Here is a 20876-nt window from a genome sequence, read left to right on the forward strand (position 1 = left end):
CTAATACAATATGAAACGCGGAATTATTACCTTACTTATTATTGCTGCTGGTTTAGCAGGAATATTTTTTGTGTTAAATAAGAATAAAAAGAAAAATGAGGCCGAAACTGCGGAAGTAGCCAAGAAAAATGTGGCTATTGCTGTGCGTATCGATACAGCAAAAGTATCTTCCATGGATTTACGCTATACTGCTAACGGAACATTTTCTCCGAAACAGGAAGTAACTGTTTCGGCTGAAACTGCCGGCCGGGTAGTGAAAGTATTGGTTGATGAGGGTTCGCATGTGAGTGCGGGACAGACTTTGGCAATCATCGAGGGTGATAAACTGAATGTTAACGTGGCGAATGCGCAAGCGGCATATACCAATGCGCAGGCTGATCTGCACCGCTTTGAAAGTGCTTTTTCTACGGGAGGTGTAACCAAACAACAGTTAGATCAGGTGAAATTGCAATTTGAGAATGCGAAAAATAACTTAAAAGCTTCTAAATTAAATGCTGGCGATGTAACCATAAAAACGTCGGTATCGGGTATTATCAATTCACGTAAAATCGAACCGGGGACTTACCTGAATGTCGGTGCTGCGGCCTTCGATATTGTGAATGTAGCGACCTTGAAATTGCGTGTCAATGTAGACGAAAAGAATGTAGCTACCTTAAAGATCGGTCAATCTGTTGATGTGACAGCGAGTGTGTATGCAGATCAACGCTTTACCGGTAAAGTAACATTTATCGCACCTAAATCGGACGGTAGCTTAAATTTCCCGGTTGAAATCGAGGTAAATAATGCATCGAACCAATTGCGTGCTGGTATGTATGGCACGGCCATCTTCGGCGAGGGCGTTGCCAGCAATACATTGATCGTACCACGAAATGCTTTTGTGGGTAGTGTGAGCGACAACAAGATCTTTGTGCTGAAAAACGGTAAAGCAATCGAAACAAATGTCAAATCGGGTAGAAACTTTGGTGATTACATCGAGATCTTAGGTGGTTTGCAAAATGGCGATCAGGTGATTGTTTCGGGTCAGATCAATCTATTTGACCAAAGCCCAGTAGAGATTATTAAATAGAGCATACTGTAATCAGTAGCAGATGCAACCCCGGTTGCATGGCTATTAAAAATAAATTATTCGAATGAAAATTACCGAAATATCGATAAAACGCCCCAGTATAATTATCGTATTATTTATAATACTGACATTAGGCGGGTTGTTTTCTTATACGCGATTGGGCTATGAATTGGTCCCTAAATTTGAAATTAACGTCATTACGGTACAGACGGTCTATCCGGGAGCTTCACCTGCAGAGGTTGAGAGTTCGGTGACCAAAAAAATAGAGGATGCCATTTCATCCCTGGAAAGTATCAAAAAGGTGGAGTCTACTTCGTTGGAAGGGGTATCGATTGTCATGATTACCCTCAACAACGGTGCGGATGTCAACTTCCTGCTTACCGATGCTCAACGGAAAATCAATGCCGTGATCAACGATTTGCCGGATGATGTAAAGACACCTTCACTCTCCAAATTCTCCCTGGATGATGTGGCCATCATGAGTTTGGCCGTCACGTCCAACTTATCGGAAAAAGAACTCTATGATCTTTTGGATAATAAAATCCAACCGGTCTTTGCGCGGATCAATGGTGTCGCAAAAGTAGACCTGATCGGTGGTGAGGAGCGTGAAATCCAGATCTCTGTAGATCCGAAGAAAATTGAAGGTTATGGACTGACAATTTCTCAGGTACAGCAAATAGTAGCTGCATCCAATCTCGATTTCCCGACAGGTAACGTAAGTACCCGCGATAACCGGACAACCATCCGTCTTTCGGGTAAAGTAACTTCGATCGAGGAGCTGCGTAACCTTCCGATCACAACGCCGGCAGGGGTGCAGATCTATCTGCGCGATATCGCCGATGTACGGGATGGTATCAAAGAGATTGAAAAAGTAGCTCGTCTGGACCGTCAGAATACAATCTTATTGCAGGTCTTTAAACAGTCTGATGCAAATGCGGTAGCGGTGTCCGAAGCGGTCAAGAAAACGATTGCTGTACACGATAAAAGTGGAAAAGTAATTAGTGGTGTAGAGAAGGATTATGCGGCACAGAATATTAAAATTCTGGTGGCCAATGACTCTTCAGAATTTACATTGAATGCGGCCGATAACGTGATCCACGACTTAATGATTGCCATTGCATTGGTGGGCTTTATCATGTTGTTCTTCTTGCAGAGTTTACGTAATGCGGCGATCACCATGGTGGCGATTCCTTTATCTTTGATTGCTACCTTTATTGGCTTGCTTTTAATGGGCTATACCCTGAATTTGATGTCTTTACTAGGTTTATCCCTGGTGGTAGGTATCCTCGTGGATGATGCGATCGTTGTTATCGAGAATATTCACCGCCACATGGAGATGGGTAAAAACAAGGTGCGTGCGGCATTTGATGGTGCTTCGGAAATTGGATTTACGGTAACGGCGATCACCTTGGTTATCGTGGTGGTGTTCCTTCCGATCGCGATGTCTACGGGCTTGGTGGCCAATATCCTGGCGCAATTCTGTGTGACTGTAATCATCTCGACTTTATTATCCTTATTGGTGTCATTTACGGTAGTACCTTGGTTATACTCGCGTTTCGGTAAATTGGAGCACTTGAGCAAAACTTCTTTCTTTGGCCGTATTATTCATGGCTTTGAAAGCGGTTTGAACAGCTTCACACATTGGGTTGCAGGATTATTGACATGGGCTTTAAAAAACGTTGGTACAAAACTAGCTACTTTGTTTTTGGCTATTGGTTTGCTTGTGGCATCGTTTTTTTTGGTCGGTATGGGTTATATCGGTTCGGACTTCTTCCCGAGTATCGACCGTAAGGAGTTTTTCATCCAGTTGGAACTCGATAAGGATGCTTCCCTGGAGAAGACCAACTTATTGACGCAGAAAGCGGAAGCTTATATTAAGTCGAAACCCGATGTCAAAGAAATTATTACGACAGTGGGGCAGTCTTCGGACGGTATGGCCTCGACAACGGGTTCGCGTTACAAATCGGAGATCCACGTGATCCTCGACAAAGAAAATTTTGAAGGCAACTCACAGGTATATTCAGCGACGTTGAAGCGTGAACTGGAAAATAAACTGATCGGTGCAAAAATTAAAACCGTCAATGTGGGTATCATGGGAGCGGAGCAGGCGCCATTAAAGCTGACCATTATTGGTGCTTCTGTCGAAGATGCACAGGAATTTGCGGAGAAGGCGGCAGATCAATTACGCAAGATTCCTGGAGCAGCGGGTGTCAAATTGACTTCTGAAGCGGGTAACCCCGAGATCAATGTTAAGATCGACCGTGATAAAATGACCTCTTTGGGGCTAAATGTCTCTACTGTGGGTATGACGATGCAAACGGCATTTTCAGGAAATACGGATAACAAATACAGAGCCGGCGATAATGAGTACGATATCAATATCCGCTATGCGGAAAATGGTCGTGCCAATATCGACAACGTGCGTGATCTGAAATTTATCAATAATCAGGGCGCTTCTATTTCTTTGGATCAATTTGCCAATGTAACTTATGGTTCGGGACCTACTTTGTTGGAACGTCGCGACAAGTCGCCGGCAGTATCCATTCAGGGACAGGCGATCGGTAGACCAATGGGTACCGTAGCGCAAGAGTGGCAGGCACAGTTTGAAAAATTGCCGCGTAAACCGGGAATCGTCTTTATCTGGGGTGGTAACATGGAGAACCAAACCGAAGGTTTTGGTACTTTGGGAATTGCCTTATTGGCATCTATTATCCTAGTATACTTGGTAATGGTTGCTTTATACGATAGTTTTATCACACCATTTGTGGTCTTGTTCTCTATTCCATTGTCGTTTATCGGAGCCCTGTTATTCTTGGCTTTGGGAAATCAGACCTTGAATATCTTTACGATTTTGGGTATCATCATGTTGATTGGTCTAGTGGCCAAGAATGCGATCATGCTGGTTGATTTTGCCAACCATCGTAAGGAAGCTGGCGATAACACGCACGATGCATTGGTGGCAGCCAATCATGCACGTCTTCGTCCGATTTTGATGACGACAATTGCCATGGTATTTGGTATGATTCCTATTGCAATCGCTACTGGAGACGGTGCCGATATGAATAGAGGTCTTGCGATTGTTATCATCGGAGGTTTGTTATCTTCTTTATTTTTAACCCTGGTTGTTGTACCAGTGGTGTACTCCATTTTTGATAGTCTTCAACGCCGTTTTGGCAAGAAGGAAAAAACAGATTATGAAGCCTTGATGAAGGAAGATTATGACCATGTAGATGTGGCAGAACACTAAAAAATAATACATTTTACAATAGAAAAAGGCGGCTAATGTTTCATTAGCCGCCTTTTTTGTGTTAATTTTAGGTTAATCAATCGATTGCGTAGATATTTTTTATTACATTGCGGCGCATTAACAAAATATACACTTAAAATTGAGACATACATGTGTGGAATTGTAGGATACACAGGTTATCGTCAGGCGTATGGTATCGTCATTGACGGATTACAAAAGTTAGAATACCGTGGTTATGACAGTGCTGGAGTGGCATTGCATAAAGGTGATCAGATCGATGTTTACAAAAAAACAGGTAAAGTCGCAAACTTGGAGGAGTTTGTGTATGACAAAGATCTACAGTCGACCACAGGGATAGGCCACACCCGTTGGGCTACCCATGGCGAACCTTCTGATCGGAATGCACATCCGCATTATTCCAATAGCGGACGTATTGCGATGATTCATAATGGCATCATTGAAAACTATGCTTCCTTAAAATCAGAATTAATCAATAAAGGTTATACATTTAAAAGTGATACCGATACAGAGGTTCTGGTCAACTTTATCGAAGAGATCCAATTGCAGAATGAATGTTCTTTAGAAGAAGCGATTCGTATTGCTTTGAAACGGGTCGTAGGGGCCTATGTGATCCTTGTATTGGAGGCAGGTCATCCTGATCGTATTATTGCAGCGCGTAAAGGAAGTCCTTTGGTGATTGGTATCGGTAAAAATGAGCATTTTTTGGGTTCAGATGCTTCTCCGATGCTAGCATATACCAAAGAAGTCGTTTATATCAATGACTACGAACTGGCCATTATCACTCCGGAGGAGTTGATCCTTAAAAATCTGGGTAATGAGCGCATCACGCCTTATGTCCAAAAATTGGATCTGGAGTTGTCGGCTATTGAAAAAGGTGGCTTTGATCACTTTATGTTGAAAGAGATCTTCGAGCAACCGCAAACGATCTTTGACTCCATGCGTGGACGTCTGGATCTGCAATCCCATCAGATTACATTGAGTGGCATTGAAAAATTTGCGAATGAGATCAGCAATACCAATCGCATTGTGATTGTTGCCTGTGGTACGAGCTGGCATGCCGGACTTATTGCAGAATATGTTATTGAGGAATTATGCCGTATTAATGTAGAAGTTGAATATGCGTCGGAATTCCGCTACCGTAATCCGGTTATTCATCCGGGGGATGTTATCTTGGCGATTTCCCAAAGTGGTGAAACGGCTGATACATTGGTTGCATTGGAAAATGCGAAAAAACAAGGCGCTATCATATTGGGTGTTGTCAATGTTGTTGGATCTTCTATCGCCCGACTTTCGGATGCAGGTGCCTATACACATGCTGGACCTGAAATCGGTGTGGCGAGTACAAAAGCATTTACGGCACAGTTGACTGTATTGAACCTGATTGCCTTAAAGATTGCTTCTTTGAGAGGTTCGATCAGCGAAGAACGTTATCAAAAACTTGCACAGGAATTAAATGAGGTGCCTGAAAAGGTCCAGTGGATTTTGGATACGCAGGTTGATAAAATCAAAGCCATCGCCAAAAAGTACAAAGATGCCCGAGACTTCCTTTTCTTGGGTAGGGGGTATAATTTCCCGGTTGCCTTGGAAGGTGCGCTTAAACTCAAGGAAATTTCCTATATCCATGCCGAAGGTTATCCTGCAGCAGAAATGAAGCATGGACCTATTGCATTGGTTGACGAGAACTTACCGGTTGTTTTTATCGCTACAAAAGATGCTTATCACGAGAAGATTGTTTCAAATATTCAGGAGATCAAAGCGCGTAAAGGAAAGATTATATCGGTGGTTACCAAAGGCGATGCTGTTTCAGAAAATCTATCGGATGATTTTATGGAAATTCCGGAGGCCGATGAGATCATTGCTCCATTGATTTCGGTTGTACCATTGCAACTGCTATCGTATTATATTGGTGTAGAGCTAGGCTTGGATGTGGACAAACCACGTAACCTGGCGAAGTCGGTAACTGTAGAGTAAGGAGGCCGATGAGTGTATTGAAGAAGAAACCTTTGGAACAGCTGGGATATGGATTTATCCCAGATGAGTTTATTCCAACAGGACAAGACGAATATACCCTGCGCTTTCAGCAAAACCCGCGTAATGACTACCGTGATCTGACGGAAACGGAGGTTCAACACTTGATTAACAATGGAAACTGGTCCAGCGACTGGTCCAAGGTCAAAGTATCGGCAGTCTTTGATCCGAATCAGGTTCAGCACTGTAAGTTTTATGGCCTGGTTCGTATCGGCAATTTGAGTCCGAGTTACCTGGATTACCGCAATTTGCAGTTGCCCATTGGCCTGTATCATTCGACGATCATCAGTTCGGACTTTGGCGACGATGTTGCTGTCCATCATGTGGGCTACTTGTCCTACTTTATTGTTGGTAATGAAGTGCTGTTGAGCCAGATCAAGGAAATGGAGACCGGTAGTACAGCTAAATTCGGTAATGGTATTCTCCGTGATGGTGAAGAGTCAGAAAAACGGATCGAGCTGGAACTCTGCAACGAAAATGGTGCCCGTTCGGTTTATCCTTTTGACGGTATGCAGGCTGCAGATGTGTACCTATGGACCCGCAATCGACATGATCATGCTTTACAGCAACGATTTGGAGAACTGACTGATCAGAAATTTGGAAGTCAACGGGGTTATTACAGCCAGATTGGCGACCGTTGCGTCATCAAAAATACGTTAACGATCAAGAATGTCAAGATCGGAACTGATGCTTATATCAAAGGGGTCAGTAAGCTGAAAAATGTTACCGTCAATTCCTCGCAGGAATCGTATACACAGATCGGTGAGGGTTGTGAGCTTGTTAATGGAATTATTGGCTATGGCTGTCGTATATTTTACGGCGTTAAAGCTGTACGTTTTATCCTGGCTTCCTATTCGCAGTTGAAATATGGCGCGCGCCTGATCAACTCTTATTTGGGAGACAACTCGACAATTTCCTGTTGTGAAGTATTAAATTCCTTGATTTTTCCAGCACATGAACAGCACCATAACAACTCGTTTTTATGTGCGGCATTGGTGATGGGCCAAAGTAATATGGCTGCTGGAGCAACCGTAGGATCTAATCACAACTCCAGAGCTGCGGACGGTGAAATTATTGCGGGACGTGGTTTTTGGCCTGGACTCTGTGTGAGCCTAAAACACAACTCCAGGTTTGCATCGTATTGCCTTATTGTAAAAGGGGATTTTCTGCATGAACTGGATATCAAGTTGCCTTTTACCTTAGTGAGCAATGACGTACAACATGATCAACTGGTCTTGATTCCGGGGTATTGGTTTATGTACAATATGTATGCTTTGGTACGGAATGCCAATAAGTATGCGGCGCGGGACAATCGACATTTTAAAAACCAATATTTTGAATACGATATGTTGGCACCGGATACGGTGAATGAAATGTTTGAAGGGATGGATATGCTGGCCTTGGCCGTGGCAGATAGTCTCCACACTGCAGTTGGGAAGGATAAGCACGAACGTATTGTTGCCGGCCGGGCACTGCTTGCCAACAACATGGACCTAAAGGATCAGACAATTGTGCTGCAAGGAGCCGAGAATTCACGCAGACCGACTGTTATTCAGAAGGTTGGCGAGGCTTATCATTTATATCGTTCGTTTATTAAATACTATGGTGTACTGCACCTGATGGATGCCCTCGAGGAAGGCCTGTCACTGCGGGATATTATTGGAGCCTTATCTGGTAGATCGCGTACGAGCTGGGAAAATATAGGTGGACAGCTGATTGAAAGCAATGCCCTGCAAACTTTCCTAGATGAGGTCAAATCAAAAAAAATAGATTCATGGGATGATATTCATGAATTCTATCACGATAAAAGTAAAGCATACCCCTTAGATAAACGTGAACATGCACTCTTGTCTTTAATAGAAATCTTAAATTTGGAAGGTATGGTTTTATCAACAGATAAAATTGTATCTTTGTTGGATCAGGCGCTTGGACACCGGATCTGGATTGGTGAACAGATTTATAAATCCCGTGCCAAAGACTACAAAAATCAGTTCAAAAACATGGTTTATGCCAATGATGAAGAACGTGATATTGTGGTAGGAAAACTGGAGGAAAATTCTTTTATCAATCAACAACAAAAAGAATTAGAGATATTTAAGATAAGGGTTGCTAATTTGAAAGGGCAATTTTAAAAGAAAGGCTTCCGCTCGGAAGCCTTTTCTTTTTTTTTGAACCACGGATTAACGGTCTTGACAGTTGGTAATGTCCCAAAAGTGGTTTTGTAGATTCTTTTTCTGCGATAGCGAGAAGCGGTCAAACTTTGATTTCTTCCTGCGCTGTGAAGCGCATCGCAGGTCCTTAGTCGTTGATCTTATCAAGTGGTTTGCGTTTATTGTCTTTGATTTGCTTAAAGTGGCTTGGCGTCAATCCGGTTACTTTTTTGAATTGATTGCTTAAATAAGCAACACTGGAGTAATTGAGTTTATAGGCAATTTCACTCAAGGTAAGTTCATCGTAAACCAATAACTCTTTGACATATTCAATTTTCTGGCCGATGAAGTATTTTTCGATGGTTATGCCTTCAACATCCGAAAAAAGATTGGAGATGTAGTTGTAATCATGGTGCACTTTCGTGCTGATGATTTCGGAAAGATTAAGGGTGGTGTCGTTATGTTGATTACGGATAAGATCCAATACGACATGTTTTACCTGTTCGATGATGACGGTTCTTTTATCGTCAATCAATTCAAAACCAAGTGCCGAAAAATTTGAGGCAAGTTGCTTGCTCTCCGCTTTGCTCAGCTCTTCTTCAATCTCAACCTGGCCCAAAGAAATATGCTTAACATGGAGATTGAGCTTAGCCAATTCATTTTCAACAACCATAATGCATCTATTGCATACCATATTCTTTATTGCAAGTTTCATATCTAAATTATTACTGATTTAAGTCTGCATCCAATGGTATTTATGAATGCTTCGCATGTTGTCTTTTAGAGGTCCTATGGAATATCCTGTTGATTTTGTGCAGGTGTATTTAATTCTTGGATGCCGTGCATGCTGTGATGTGGTCATCGGTATTTGTGTTTATCACATTGGATATTCCATCGGAATTATTTTAAATACAAGTTACTAATGTAAACTCAAAAATCGATAATTTATTAGACATGGGGTTGTAATATTTAGGGTTTATCTTGTAGTATTTTGAAAACGAGGTATAGGGTAAAATAGGGGGAACGGCTAAGCGGCCAGCGGATGAGCGTAATGGACGGGCCATTCGGCGCTTTAGCCTTCAGGTCGTTAGGGGTGTGTTCCAGCCAAGAGTTGTTTTAGTTAAGTCTTTATTCCAGTTAGGGTTTTATTTCAATAGCTGCACCTATGGGAACAGCATCAAAAAGTTCGTCAATCTCTGCATTTGTAAGTGCCATACAACCGAAAGTCCAGTCCATGTGGCGCTGCAATTTACCAATAAAGCCTAGTCCGTTTCGAAGTCCGTGGATCTTGATGTCGCCACCGGCCTCTTTTCCTAAACTTTTGGCGTGGGCAATATCCTGTTCATTTGGGTAGGAGACCCCCAGGTTTTTGTGATAGCTGCTATATTGATTTTTATCGTTGATCGTGTAAAGCCCTTCGGGTGTTTTTAAATCGCCTTCAAATTCTTTGGCGCCCACAGGTTGGCCGCCCAATGAAATACGGTAAGATTTTAGGAGCTTTCCCTTACTATAGGCCAATAGTGTTCTTTTTGATTTATAGACGATAAGCTTGTCTACTTTGGCATGCTGATCCAACGTTGGTTCTGGATAAAGATTATAGCCTATCAGGCCCAGGCAAAGTAAGATGACGAGGCTGATTACTGTTTTTAAAACTATTCGACGATTTCTTGGTCGCTTCATCTTGGAGATTGTTAGCTAATGGATAAAACGTTTAGACCGAGTGCCTAACCTAGGGCCCTGCACTCGGCCTACTCATGTATTTTGATGCTGCAGCTTAGAATTCGCGGTCAACATCTTTGTCGCCACGTCCCGAGAGGTTCACAATAGCGACTTTGTTTTTGTCTTTTAGCAATTTCACCGCAAGGGCAACAGCATGGGATGATTCAATGGCCGGAATAATACCTTCCAGTCGGGAAAGTAGCTTGTAGGCTTCAATCGCTTCTGCATCTGTCACGGGGTGATAGTTTGCACGATTGCTATCTTTTAGCTGGGCATGTTGTGGCGATATCCCTGGGTAATCAAGGCCTGCAGACACCGAGGTTGACGGGATCGGGTTGCCCTCATCATCGACCAAACAGTACGAAAAGGTTCCCTGGAATACGGTTGGTTTGCCAAAAGAAAGTGTCGCAGCTGTTTTTGGATAAGTTCCGGTGCCACCGCCTTCGCCACCATGAATTTCGACCTCATGATCATCGAGAAAACCCGAAAATAAGCCAATGGCATTTGACCCGCCACCTACACAGGCGAAGATACTGTCTGGAAGGCGCCCTTCCTGATCAAGTATCTGCTGGCGTGCTTCCTTACCGATAACGCTTTGAAAATAGCCGACCATTTTTGGATAGGGGTGCGGGCCGACGTGCGATCCCAGTAGGTAATAAGATGTTGGATTTTCAACGTAATACATCAAGGCCGCATCGACGGCATCTTTCAATGTACGGCTACCTAAGTTGGTCGTTACAACTTCGGCGCCCAACAATTCCATGCGTTTGACGTTCAGGGCCTGGCGTGCAGCGTCGATTTCGCCCATAAATACTTTACATGGTATGTTTAACAATGCTGCCGCTGTTGCTGTTGCAACACCGTGTTGACCGGCGCCAGTTTCGGCAATGATCTCTGTTGCTCCCATCTGTTTGGCCAGAAGAATTTGACCGATACAGTTGTTTATCTTATGGGAACCCGTATGGTTGAGATCTTCCCGCTTTAAATAGATTTTGGAGCCAATATACTCACTTAAATTCTTCGCGTAATATAAAGGTGAGGGACGACCGACATAATGTTTTAAGATTGCAATAAACTCTTTCTGAAATTCTTCTTTTTGGACATGGCTATCGAAAAAAGAAGCCAGTTTATTTAATTGCTCTTCCAGTACCGGGGGGATATAAGATCCGCCGTACGCTCCATATTGGCCATTGTATTGAAGCATCTTTTCGTTTGCTTCGACAGATGCTGCTTGTGTTAGACTCATTTTAGGCTTAAGTTTCTTGTTGTAAAAGGATATATTATTTATTGAAGCCTAATATAGTAATCTTTGTAGGTATTGGGAAAAAAAAACAGGCATCTTTTCTAGAAAAGATGCCTGTTAAATCTTGTATTTGCAAACAAGGATATATTGCGCCCTGTTTTAAGCTTTGGTTTTCCGGAAGATAAAGTAGAAACCCACCAGAATAAAAGGTATACTCAGTAATTGGCCCATGTTTAAAGCCATACTTTGCTCGAAGGCTTCCTGATCAATTTTAAAATGTTCCAACACCATACGTGCACCAAATAATAAGACTAGGAATATGCCAAATAATTGACCTTTTTGGCGATTGGGGTTCGATTTGAATAGGGAACCGATGATAATAAAGATCAAAATATAGGCGATTGCTTCATAAAGCTGTCCCGGATGGCGCGGTACATTGTCGACACGTTCAAATACGATAGCCCAAGGTAGATCTGTAGGCGTACCAATTATTTCAGAATTGAAGAAATTTCCGATACGGATAAGTGCACCGGCAATAGGGACTACGACAACCAATCGGTCCGCTAGCCATAGAAAGTCGGTTTTTGTTTTTCTGCAGAATAAATATAATGCGAGGATAATTCCGATGGCGCCACCGTGAGAAGCCAAACCTGCAAAGCCGGTGATATGAAATCCTGTTTTATCCCATTTAAATGGAAGGAAGATTTCAAGTATATGATCTTTGTAATAGTCAAAATCGTAAAATAGGCAGTGTCCTAATCGAGCTCCGATCAAAGTGCCCAGGAAAATATAAATTGAAAGCTGATCCAGCTGTTCTTGTGTGCGGCCTTCCTTTTTGAATATACGCAACATGATCACGTATGAAACAAAAAACGCTAATAACCAGCATAAGGCATAATAGCGAAGGGCAAAGGCGCCAAAGTTGAACATTTCAGGGTCAATATTCCAATGTATTGCACTTAATATTGAATTCATAAATTTTATAGCTGTTTAAATTACTTTGGAGTAAAGATAAGCTTTAATCTCATTTTTTATTCCTACAATTTGTTTTTAAATATAATATCATTGGGCTGCGAACTTAATTGATTCATCGTGAATGAAATATTGTCTTTTGCTGATCCTTTTTACTAAAATAAGGGGCTATGATCTAAAATAAATTGCGCAAACAATATTTCAAAAAACATTTTTACTTTTGCATTTCATTGAAATTTTCATATTTTGACGAAAGTAAATAGAAAAGGAAAAGATGGCAGAAAAAAACAAGAAAAAAGAGCCGAAGCACAACGCGGTTGTGACTAAAGATTCGCTTTCATTTTTTGAAAAATATATCAATAATGCTTCTCCTACAGGATTTGAGTGGGAAGGACAGCGACTGTGGTTGGATTATTTGAAGCCTTATGTCGATGATACATTCGTTGACAACTACGGTACAGCTGTAGGGGTAATCAATCCAAAAGCGGAGTACAAGGTCGTTATAGAGGCTCATGCGGATGAGATTTCTTGGTTTGTCAATTACATTACCAAAGATGGACTGATCTATGTGATTCGTAACGGTGGTTCGGATCACCAGATTGCACCGTCTAAGCGCGTGAATATCCATACGGAAAAGGGCATTGTCAAAGCTGTATTCGGCTGGCCGGCAATTCATACACGTTCGGGAGAGAAAGAAGAAAATCCTTCGCTGAAAAATATCTTTTTGGACTGCGGCTGTAGTACCAAAGAAGAGGTTGAAGCCCTGGGTATACATGTGGGTTGTGTTATTACCTACGAAGATACATTCTCTATCCTCAACGACCGTTATTATGTTGGGCGGGCTATGGACAATCGTGCCGGTGGTTTTATGATCGCTGAGGTTGCTCGTTTGCTAAAAGAGAATAAAAAGAAATTGCCATTTGGATTATATATCGTAAATTCGGTGCAGGAAGAGATTGGTTTACGTGGCGCCGAAATGATTGCAGATCGTATCAAACCGAATGTCGCTATCGTAACCGATGTGACACATGATACACAAACTCCGATGATCAATAAGATCACGCAGGGAGATCTGTTTTCAGGAAAAGGCCCTGTATTGTCTTATGCTCCAGCGGTTCAGATCAATCTGAATAAACTGTTGGTGAAGGTTGCTGAAAAGAATAATATTCCTTTCCAGCGTCAGGCTTCCTCTCGTTTTACAGGAACTGATACGGATGCATTTGCCTATAGCAATGGTGGTGTACCGTCGGCATTGATTTCCTTACCGCTCCGTTATATGCACACAACAGTGGAGATGGTACATAAAGAAGATGTTGACAACGTGATCAGATTGATCTACGAGACATTATTGAATATCGAGAACGGACAAGACTTTAGAACATTTACAAAGTAGAATTTAAGAATATATTAACTTATCATTAGAATTATTATGGAAAATAACCAAAATCAAAACGAATTGAGCATTGAGTTGACAGAAGAAGTAGCAGAAGGAACCTACTCAAATCTTGCGATTATCACTCACTCTAATACTGAATTTGTGGTTGACTTTATCCGTGTGATGCCAGGAGTGCCAAAAGCAAAAGTGAAATCAAGAATCGTTTTGACTCCAGAGCATGCAAAACGCTTGTTAGGTGCATTGGTTGATAACGTGAACCGTTTCGAAGCATTAAATGGCCCAATTAAAATGGACTTAGGTGTTGCTGAACAACCTCAACAAGGTGGCGATCCTACAGTTGCATTCCCTTTTGGAACGCCACAAGGTCAAGCATAGTTGAGAGCAGCTATCATTGAGATATCAGAAGCGCCAATTGAACATTGGCGCTTTTTTTTTGGCTTTATTTTTAGTAAGTCTTTCCGATGCTCCGATTCGGTTTATGTATGAAAAAGACGATGATCCTAACTGCCTGTTAAGATATTGGATCATCAAGATCTATATTAAAATTGAAACATCTGCATACTAGGTAGTAACTATTAACATTTTTTAATCAATGTTTAGACAGTAATAAGTCAGTGCATATTCAGTGTACACTGAGCAAGCACTGAGCAAGCACTGAACGAGCACTGAACAATCACTGAGTAAGCACTGTCTAAAATACGAAATTGTATGCCATCTGGTGTTCGCTTGTTGCCTATTGCTAGTTTTGGACTTGGCCTTTACTTTTACTAAATTTAAATAACTAATTTCAAAAAGGAGATTTATATGGATATTCAAGTGCGGAACTTGACAAAGAAGGATTATGTTGATTTGAAAAAATCGATGGAACAGGCATATGATGGTGTTGGTGAGACCTGGTCAAAGGAAAATATTCAGGATTTGATAGAGTTATTTCCTGAAGGGCAGCTATGTGTGGAGATTGATGGACATGTGGTCGCTTGTGCCTTGTCGATTATCCTGAATTCAAAGAAGAATAATATTTACGATAGTTATTATGATATTATCGATGACGGTAAGTTTACCAAACATAGTGATGATGGAGATACACTGTACGGAATAGAAGTGTTTGTTCATCCGGCACATCGGGCCTTACGTCTTGGACGCCGTCTCTATGATGCACGTAAGGAGCTGTGTGAACAGATGAACCTCAAATGTATTGTTGCCGGGGGGCGTATTCCCAATTACCATAACTATGCGGATAAAATGAGTCCGCGGGTTTATATCGAGAAAGTCAAACGTAAGGAGATCTATGATCCGACGCTGACCTTTCAGCTATCGAATGATTTTCATGTCAAAAAAATACTTAAGCACTATCTGCCTGAGGATGCTGAATCGATGGAGTTCGCTACCCTGTTGGAATGGAATAATATTTATTATGAGCCCGAGACAAGGTCTATTTCGACGACTAAGCAGACAATCCGCTTGGGACTGGTGCAATGGCAGATGCGTTTATTTGATAATCTTGAGGCATTTTACGATCAGATAGAATTCTTTGTGGATACGGTGAGTGATTATGGAACCGATTTTATCATGTTTCCGGAATTCTTTAATACGCCGTTGATGAGCCCGTATAATGATCTTCCCGAGCGCCTGGCAATGGAGAGGCTTGCGCAGCATACCTCGGAGATTATCGATCGCATTCAACAGTTTGCCGTTTCCTACAATGTGAATATCATTGCCGGGTCGATGCCTTTGGTGGAAAACAAAAAACTCTATAATGTTTCCTACCTCTGCCATCGCAACGGTAAGCTGGATGAGTTTAAAAAAATTCATATCACACCAAATGAATTTAAATATTATGGTATGGTGGGCGGAAGTGAGGTGAAGGTGTTTGACACCGATTGTGGTAAAGTGGGGCTGTTGATCTGTTACGATGTAGAGTTTCCTGAACTGAGCCGTATTTTGGCCGATCAGGGGATGCAGATCCTATTTGTGCCCTTTATGACGGATACTCAAAACGGATACATCCGGGTGCGTACCTGTGCGCAGGCTAGGGCGATAGAAAATGAATGTTATGTGGCCATTGCAGGCTCCGTGGGCAATTTGCCGCGTGTGAATAATATGGATATACAATATTCGCAGTCCGCTGTTTTTACCCCTTCGGACTTTGCTTTTCCCAATAATGCCATTAAAGCTGAGGCGACACCGAATGCTGAGATGGTGCTTATTGCCGACGTTGATCTTTATGCCCTACGAGACCTGCATGAGTACGGTACCGTTAAAGTCAAGAAGGATAGACGGAAGGATTTGTATGAAGTGAAACTTTTGAAGTAAATTTAAATACTCTTTTAATCTCTTAAAATATGATACAAAAAGTCAAATGGGGGACGCTATCCATGGTCTTAATGATGATGTCATGTCAGTCAAATAAGAAAAGCGATACTGCTCAGGAGGTCCGCACAAATTTTTTTGATGTCTCAGGCATGGATACCACAGTGAATCCAGGAGATAATTTCTTCCAATATGCGAATGGAAGCTGGATGAAAAATACCCAGATCCCGGCTTCTGAAACTGGCTGGGGTTCATTTTATATTCTTGCTGATGAAAACCTGGCAAACCTGAAGTCTATTTTGGAGGGTGCGGCGAAGTCTGACAACAAAAAAGGTTCCGATCAGCAAAAGGCCGGCGATTTCTATGCGAGTGGTATGGATACGGTGACGATTGATAAATTGGGCGCGAAACCGATCGAAGGGGCTATTCAAAAAATCAATGGGTTGAAAAGTATGGATGAATTGATCGCTTATGCTGCGGATGGATTTAAAGAGGGTGATGGTGATCTTTTTACATTTTATGTAGCAGCAGATGACCGGATCAGCACTAAAAATGCATTGCAATTTTTCCAGGGGGGACTTAACCTGCCTGAAGCAAGTTATTACTTGGATCAGGATGACAAAGCGAAGAAAATCCGGGAGGCCTATGTTGCGTATCTGGTAAAATTATTCGGACTGATCGGCGAAGGGGCAAATGCGCAAAAGTCGGCTGAGGAAGTGCTGCGCTTGGAAACAGAAATAGCCAAATCGCATGCTACACCGGTGGAATTGCGGGATCCCATCAAAAACTACCATAAATTTGCGGTACAGGAATTTCAAAAACAAACACCAAACCTCAATTGGAAAGATATTTTGCAACGTTTGGATGTGAAGACCGATACCATTTTGGTACAGCAACCCAAATTTTATCTTGCTCTGAATAATTTGTTGAAATCACAGTCCTTAGCTAGTTGGAAAACAAAACTAAAAGCAGATTTAGCGAATGCTTCTGCGACGGCACTGAGCAAAGGTTTCAGGGATGCAAAGTTTGAATTATTCGGAAAAACCCTAAATGGACAGAAGCAGGAGAAGGAACGTTGGAAGCTGATGGTGAGCTCGGCCGACGAGAACCTTGGCGAGATTGTCGGAAAGTTGTATGTGGATGAGTATTTTAAACCCGAAGCAAAAAAACGAATGCTCGAATTGGTCGATAATTTGCAAAAAGTCTATAAGAGCCGTATCGAGAAATTGGACTGGATGACACCTGAAACCAAAAAGAAAGCGATTGAAAAATTGGAAGCATTTACCAAAAAAATCGGTTACCCGGAGAAGTGGAAAGATTACAGTGATGTGGAGGTTGCCAAAGATACCTACTATGCCAATTTACAGTCTGCTGCAAAGCATGCCTATAAAGAAATGGCAGGTAAAATTGGTAAACCGGTTGACAAGGCCGAATGGCTGATGACGACACCTACGGTGAATGCCTATTACAATCCACCATATAATGAAATAGTATTCCCGGCCGGCATCTTGCAGTTCCCATTCTTTGATGCCAATGCGGACGATGCGATCAATTATGGCGCTATCGGTGCCGTTATCGGACACGAGATGACACATGGTTTTGACGATCAGGGGCGTCAATATGATAAAGACGGTAACTTGAACGATTGGTGGACGGCAGTGGATGCGAAACAGTTTACGGAACGCGCCAATCAGGTAGCGAAGTTATATGGTGGCTTTACACTGTTGGACAATCAACATGTAAACGGTGAGCTTACTTTAGGTGAAAATCTGGCAGATATCGGCGGTTTGAATATTGCTTATGATGCTTTCAAATTAACTAAGCAAGGGCAGGGACAGGATAAAATTGATGGTTTTACACCAGATCAACGTTTCTTCTTGAGTTTTGCACAAGTGTGGCGCGTAAAGAGCAGCGATGAGCGCATGCGGTTACGTTTAAAAGTTGATCCACATAGCCCCGAACAATTTCGGGTAAATGGTCCCGTATACAATATGGAGGCCTTCTATAAAGCATTTAATGTACAGCCTACGGCAAAAATGTATGTAGCACCAGAGAAGAGAATTTTGGTTTGGTAAGCGAAAACAGGGGTGAACAGCATTGTCCCGATACGGATTAAGATAATGCTGTTCAACTCATAACGTTTAATTGGAAACGAAAAAGTAAATTTGTCTTTGAATTATGATAAAAACTGATTACTTTTGCCCTTCATTTAATAACACATTTAATTAATTAACAATGTACGCAATAGTAAATATAGCAGGACAGCAATTTAAGGTTGCAAAAGACCAGTTCCTTTTTGTACACCGTTTACAAGGAGATGAAGGCGCTAGTATTGAATTTGACAATGTATTGTTAGCAGAAGACGGTGGTAAATTTACCATTGGTACACCTAGCGTTGCTGGTGCAAAAGTTTCGGCTAAAATTTTGTCTCATTTAAAAGGCGATAAAGTTATCGTTTTCAAGAAAAAACGTCGTAAAGGCTACAAAAAGAAAAACGGTCACCGTCAACAATTTTCTAAAATCCAGATCACTGGTATTACGTTATAATTGAATTTTTAATCAGACAAATAGTCTTAAATTAAGATAAAGAAATGGCACACAAAAAAGGTGCGGGTAGTTCTAAGAACGGCCGTGAGTCACATAGCAAGCGTTTAGGTATCAAAATCTTCGGTGGTCAACAAGCAATCGCTGGTAACATCATCGTACGCCAACGCGGTACACAACACAATCCTGACACAAACGTTGGTATTGGTAAAGACCACACATTGTTCGCTTTAGTAGACGGTAAAGTAGTTTTCCGTAAAAAAGCTAACAATAAATCTTATGTATCTGTAGTTCCTACAGAACAAGCATAAGGTTTTGCAACAATATTGGAAAGGCATCAAGAAATTGATGCCTTTTTTTGTTGTTTATACTTTTAGCTACTGTTCCGATGTGTCTGCTATCGGGTGATGCTGGAGCAGGATAGCGGGCTGCTCTGCGGAATTGCTACCTGGTATGCTGAATTTATCGGGCTTGGTACTGAGCTTTTTAAGCTTTTTGGGCTGTTTAAATTGTTATTTTCTGTTAAATGTAACCGCTTTGGTACAATTTTTATAAGGGATAGGTGTTTTTAAGACAATAGGCGTAGCATTCGTAAATATCACTGGATGCAAGCACGATTGAATAAATACTTACATATGAAATACAACAAGTTTGGATATGGTTTGTGTGCCGGGTTATTTGCCTGTTCATTTTATTCCTGTAGTTCGATTTACATGCCTAATGTGCCTTCAGCGCCGATGTTTACAGAAGCTGGCGAGGTCTATGTTTCCGGCAATATCAATACAAAGGCCAATGTATCGGCCAACCTGGGGGTAGCTGTAACTGATCATGTGGCTGTCATTGCCAATGGTTCATATGTCGATAATAGATCCAATATCAAAGACTACGCACAAAAGATGGGTGAAGCGGGGATAGGTTATTTTACACGCTTTGGTAGAAAAAATAATCGTGTATTTGAGGTTTACGGGGGTTATGGGCTGGGTAATACCAGTGTGGTTGATAAGCGTTCGTCGACGATGGGACAGGCCGTTGTAGAAACGAAGGACATGGATTTTGACAAGGTGTTTGTGCAGGTGAACTTTTCATCGGAGAAAAAGGATGCTCTGAAATTGTTCGGCAACCGGCATGATATCGATTACGGTACCATCATCCGGCTGAGCAATATGCGTATGAAAAATTTTGCTATTGACGGTCTTCCGGCAGAAAAAGAAGATAATATGCTTATTGAACCTGTATTTTATACAAGAATGGGGTTAGGGAAAGGATGGAAGCTGCAATATACGAACGGTATGGTATTCGGTTTTAAAAGTAATACCTATTTAAAAGCAGGGTACCCATTGTTTACACTGGGAGTTTTATATAAATTTGGAGGAAAATAGTGGCTATGAGCAAGAAAATTTTATTTGGATGTTTGGTTCTGCTGGGTTTGTTTATTTCCGGCTGTGGTGTGAATCGACAAAAGGCACAGATCGAAAATTTGGCGAAATGTAAGTTCGATGTGGAATCGGTAGATAGTATTCGGTTGGCTGGAACATCATTACAACGACTGATCAGGAATAATCAAATTGACCTGGGAGCGGCGCCGAGCTTGGCATTGGCCTATTTGCGGAAAGATATTCCATTGGATGCAGTTATCCGACTTAAAATTGATAACCCGACGCTCAAAAAAGCGTCTATCAATAAGTTCCAGTATATCATTCTTTACGGCGGACAGCAGCTTGTGGAAGGGATTGTGAATCAATCATTACAAATAGAGCCCGGAGAATCTACAGTGGCCAATGTGCGTATAGCCACCAATATCTATGATTTGTTGAAGAATTCGGACCTGCAGGATTTTTTAATGTCAAGCGATGAGAATAAAAAGGGAATATTTACGTTAAAAGTTAAACCTTCTATCAATATCGCAGGGCAGTCGGTGTTCTACCCGGGGTATATTACCATCGATAAGGCGGTAAGTCGTAAGATTCTGCTTTAGACACAGGCATGCTGTGATAAGATATCGAGGTTTTCCATGAAAATGGAAAACCTTTTTTATTGATCTTGATTTTCAGGCTAATTAAGTTCCCCGAGGATCCTAATCAGTATCTTGCTAAATCGTTATTACGAATGGACTATTATGTTAAGAATTAAACTGTAATAAAAAAGTTATAGTGTCAAAGTGTAAAGTATACACCTTATTT

Annotated in this window: 16 protein-coding genes; 12 read left to right on the forward strand and 4 right to left on the reverse strand. The window is 41.7% G+C overall.

Features of this window, described 5'->3' with window-relative positions:
* Positions 1-10 precede the first annotated feature (10 nt).
* The 4 genes from B4N43_RS04940 (at position 11) to B4N43_RS04955 (ending at position 8494) form a co-directional block, all read left to right on the forward strand.
* A complete protein-coding gene (locus B4N43_RS04940; protein WP_159332961.1) occupies positions 11-1066 on the forward strand; it encodes an efflux RND transporter periplasmic adaptor subunit in 1056 nt (351 codons plus the stop codon).
* A gap of 64 nt (positions 1067-1130) precedes the next feature.
* On the forward strand, positions 1131-4313 hold the full coding sequence (locus B4N43_RS04945; RefSeq protein ID WP_286733219.1) for an efflux RND transporter permease subunit: 3183 nt from the start codon (positions 1131-1133) through the stop codon (positions 4311-4313).
* A gap of 150 nt (positions 4314-4463) precedes the next feature.
* Positions 4464-6305: a glutamine--fructose-6-phosphate transaminase (isomerizing) gene (glmS, locus tag B4N43_RS04950; protein ID WP_286733221.1), complete on the forward strand. Its 1842-nt coding sequence runs from the start codon at positions 4464-4466 to the stop codon at positions 6303-6305.
* 8 nt (positions 6306-6313) lie between these two features.
* The gene (locus B4N43_RS04955) at positions 6314-8494 is read left to right on the forward strand and encodes a DUF4954 family protein (RefSeq protein WP_286733222.1); all 2181 of its coding nucleotides are present in this window, start codon (positions 6314-6316) and stop codon (positions 8492-8494) included.
* A 166-nt stretch (positions 8495-8660) separates the two neighbouring features.
* On the opposite strand, the gene B4N43_RS04960 is transcribed toward B4N43_RS04955, so the two are convergent.
* From B4N43_RS04960 to lgt, 4 genes are all read right to left on the reverse strand, one after another.
* Entirely contained in the window at positions 8661-9227 is a 567-nt protein-coding gene (locus B4N43_RS04960) for a helix-turn-helix domain-containing protein (protein WP_286733223.1), read from the reverse strand.
* A 422-nt stretch (positions 9228-9649) separates the two neighbouring features.
* Positions 9650-10192 carry a L,D-transpeptidase family protein gene (locus B4N43_RS04965; protein WP_286733225.1) on the reverse strand — a complete coding sequence of 181 codons (543 nt, stop codon included), beginning with the start codon at positions 10190-10192 and terminating at the stop codon, positions 9650-9652.
* 94 nt (positions 10193-10286) lie between these two features.
* A complete protein-coding gene (gene trpB / locus B4N43_RS04970; protein WP_216640366.1) occupies positions 10287-11477 on the reverse strand; it encodes a tryptophan synthase subunit beta in 1191 nt (396 codons plus the stop codon).
* A 156-nt stretch (positions 11478-11633) separates the two neighbouring features.
* Positions 11634-12449, reverse strand: coding sequence for a prolipoprotein diacylglyceryl transferase (gene lgt, locus B4N43_RS04975; RefSeq protein WP_075992897.1), 816 nt, complete (start codon positions 12447-12449; stop codon positions 11634-11636).
* 271 nt (positions 12450-12720) lie between these two features.
* On the opposite strand from lgt, the gene B4N43_RS04980 reads away from it, so the two are divergent.
* From B4N43_RS04980 to B4N43_RS05015, 8 genes are all read left to right on the forward strand, one after another.
* Positions 12721-13839, forward strand: a complete 1119-nt coding sequence (locus B4N43_RS04980) for a M42 family metallopeptidase (RefSeq protein WP_088161775.1) — start codon at positions 12721-12723, stop codon at positions 13837-13839.
* 36 nt (positions 13840-13875) lie between these two features.
* Positions 13876-14217, forward strand: a complete 342-nt coding sequence (locus tag B4N43_RS04985; protein ID WP_046672455.1) for a DUF3467 domain-containing protein — start codon at positions 13876-13878, stop codon at positions 14215-14217.
* Positions 14218-14646: 429 nt separating this feature from the next.
* Positions 14647-16155 (forward strand): carbon-nitrogen hydrolase family protein, encoded by a 1509-nt coding sequence (locus B4N43_RS04990; protein ID WP_145326901.1) that lies wholly within the window; start codon positions 14647-14649, stop codon positions 16153-16155.
* Positions 16156-16184: 29 nt separating this feature from the next.
* Positions 16185-18227, forward strand: a complete 2043-nt coding sequence (locus B4N43_RS04995) for a M13 family metallopeptidase (protein WP_145326900.1) — start codon at positions 16185-16187, stop codon at positions 18225-18227.
* 160 nt (positions 18228-18387) lie between these two features.
* Positions 18388-18699, forward strand: coding sequence for a 50S ribosomal protein L21 (rplU, locus tag B4N43_RS05000; RefSeq protein WP_028068281.1), 312 nt, complete (start codon positions 18388-18390; stop codon positions 18697-18699).
* Between the two features lie 44 nt (positions 18700-18743).
* Entirely contained in the window at positions 18744-19007 is a 264-nt protein-coding gene (rpmA, locus tag B4N43_RS05005) for a 50S ribosomal protein L27 (protein ID WP_046672918.1), read from the forward strand.
* 324 nt (positions 19008-19331) lie between these two features.
* Positions 19332-20075 carry a hypothetical protein gene (locus B4N43_RS05010; protein WP_145326899.1) on the forward strand — a complete coding sequence of 248 codons (744 nt, stop codon included), beginning with the start codon at positions 19332-19334 and terminating at the stop codon, positions 20073-20075.
* 5 nt (positions 20076-20080) lie between these two features.
* A complete protein-coding gene (locus B4N43_RS05015) occupies positions 20081-20671 on the forward strand; it encodes a hypothetical protein (RefSeq protein ID WP_075992892.1) in 591 nt (196 codons plus the stop codon).
* Positions 20672-20876: the final 205 nt, after the last annotated feature.

Source organism: Sphingobacterium sp. UBA1897 (genome assembly GCF_002337775.1).
GTDB classification, from domain to species: domain Bacteria; phylum Bacteroidota; class Bacteroidia; order Sphingobacteriales; family Sphingobacteriaceae; genus Sphingobacterium; species Sphingobacterium siyangense.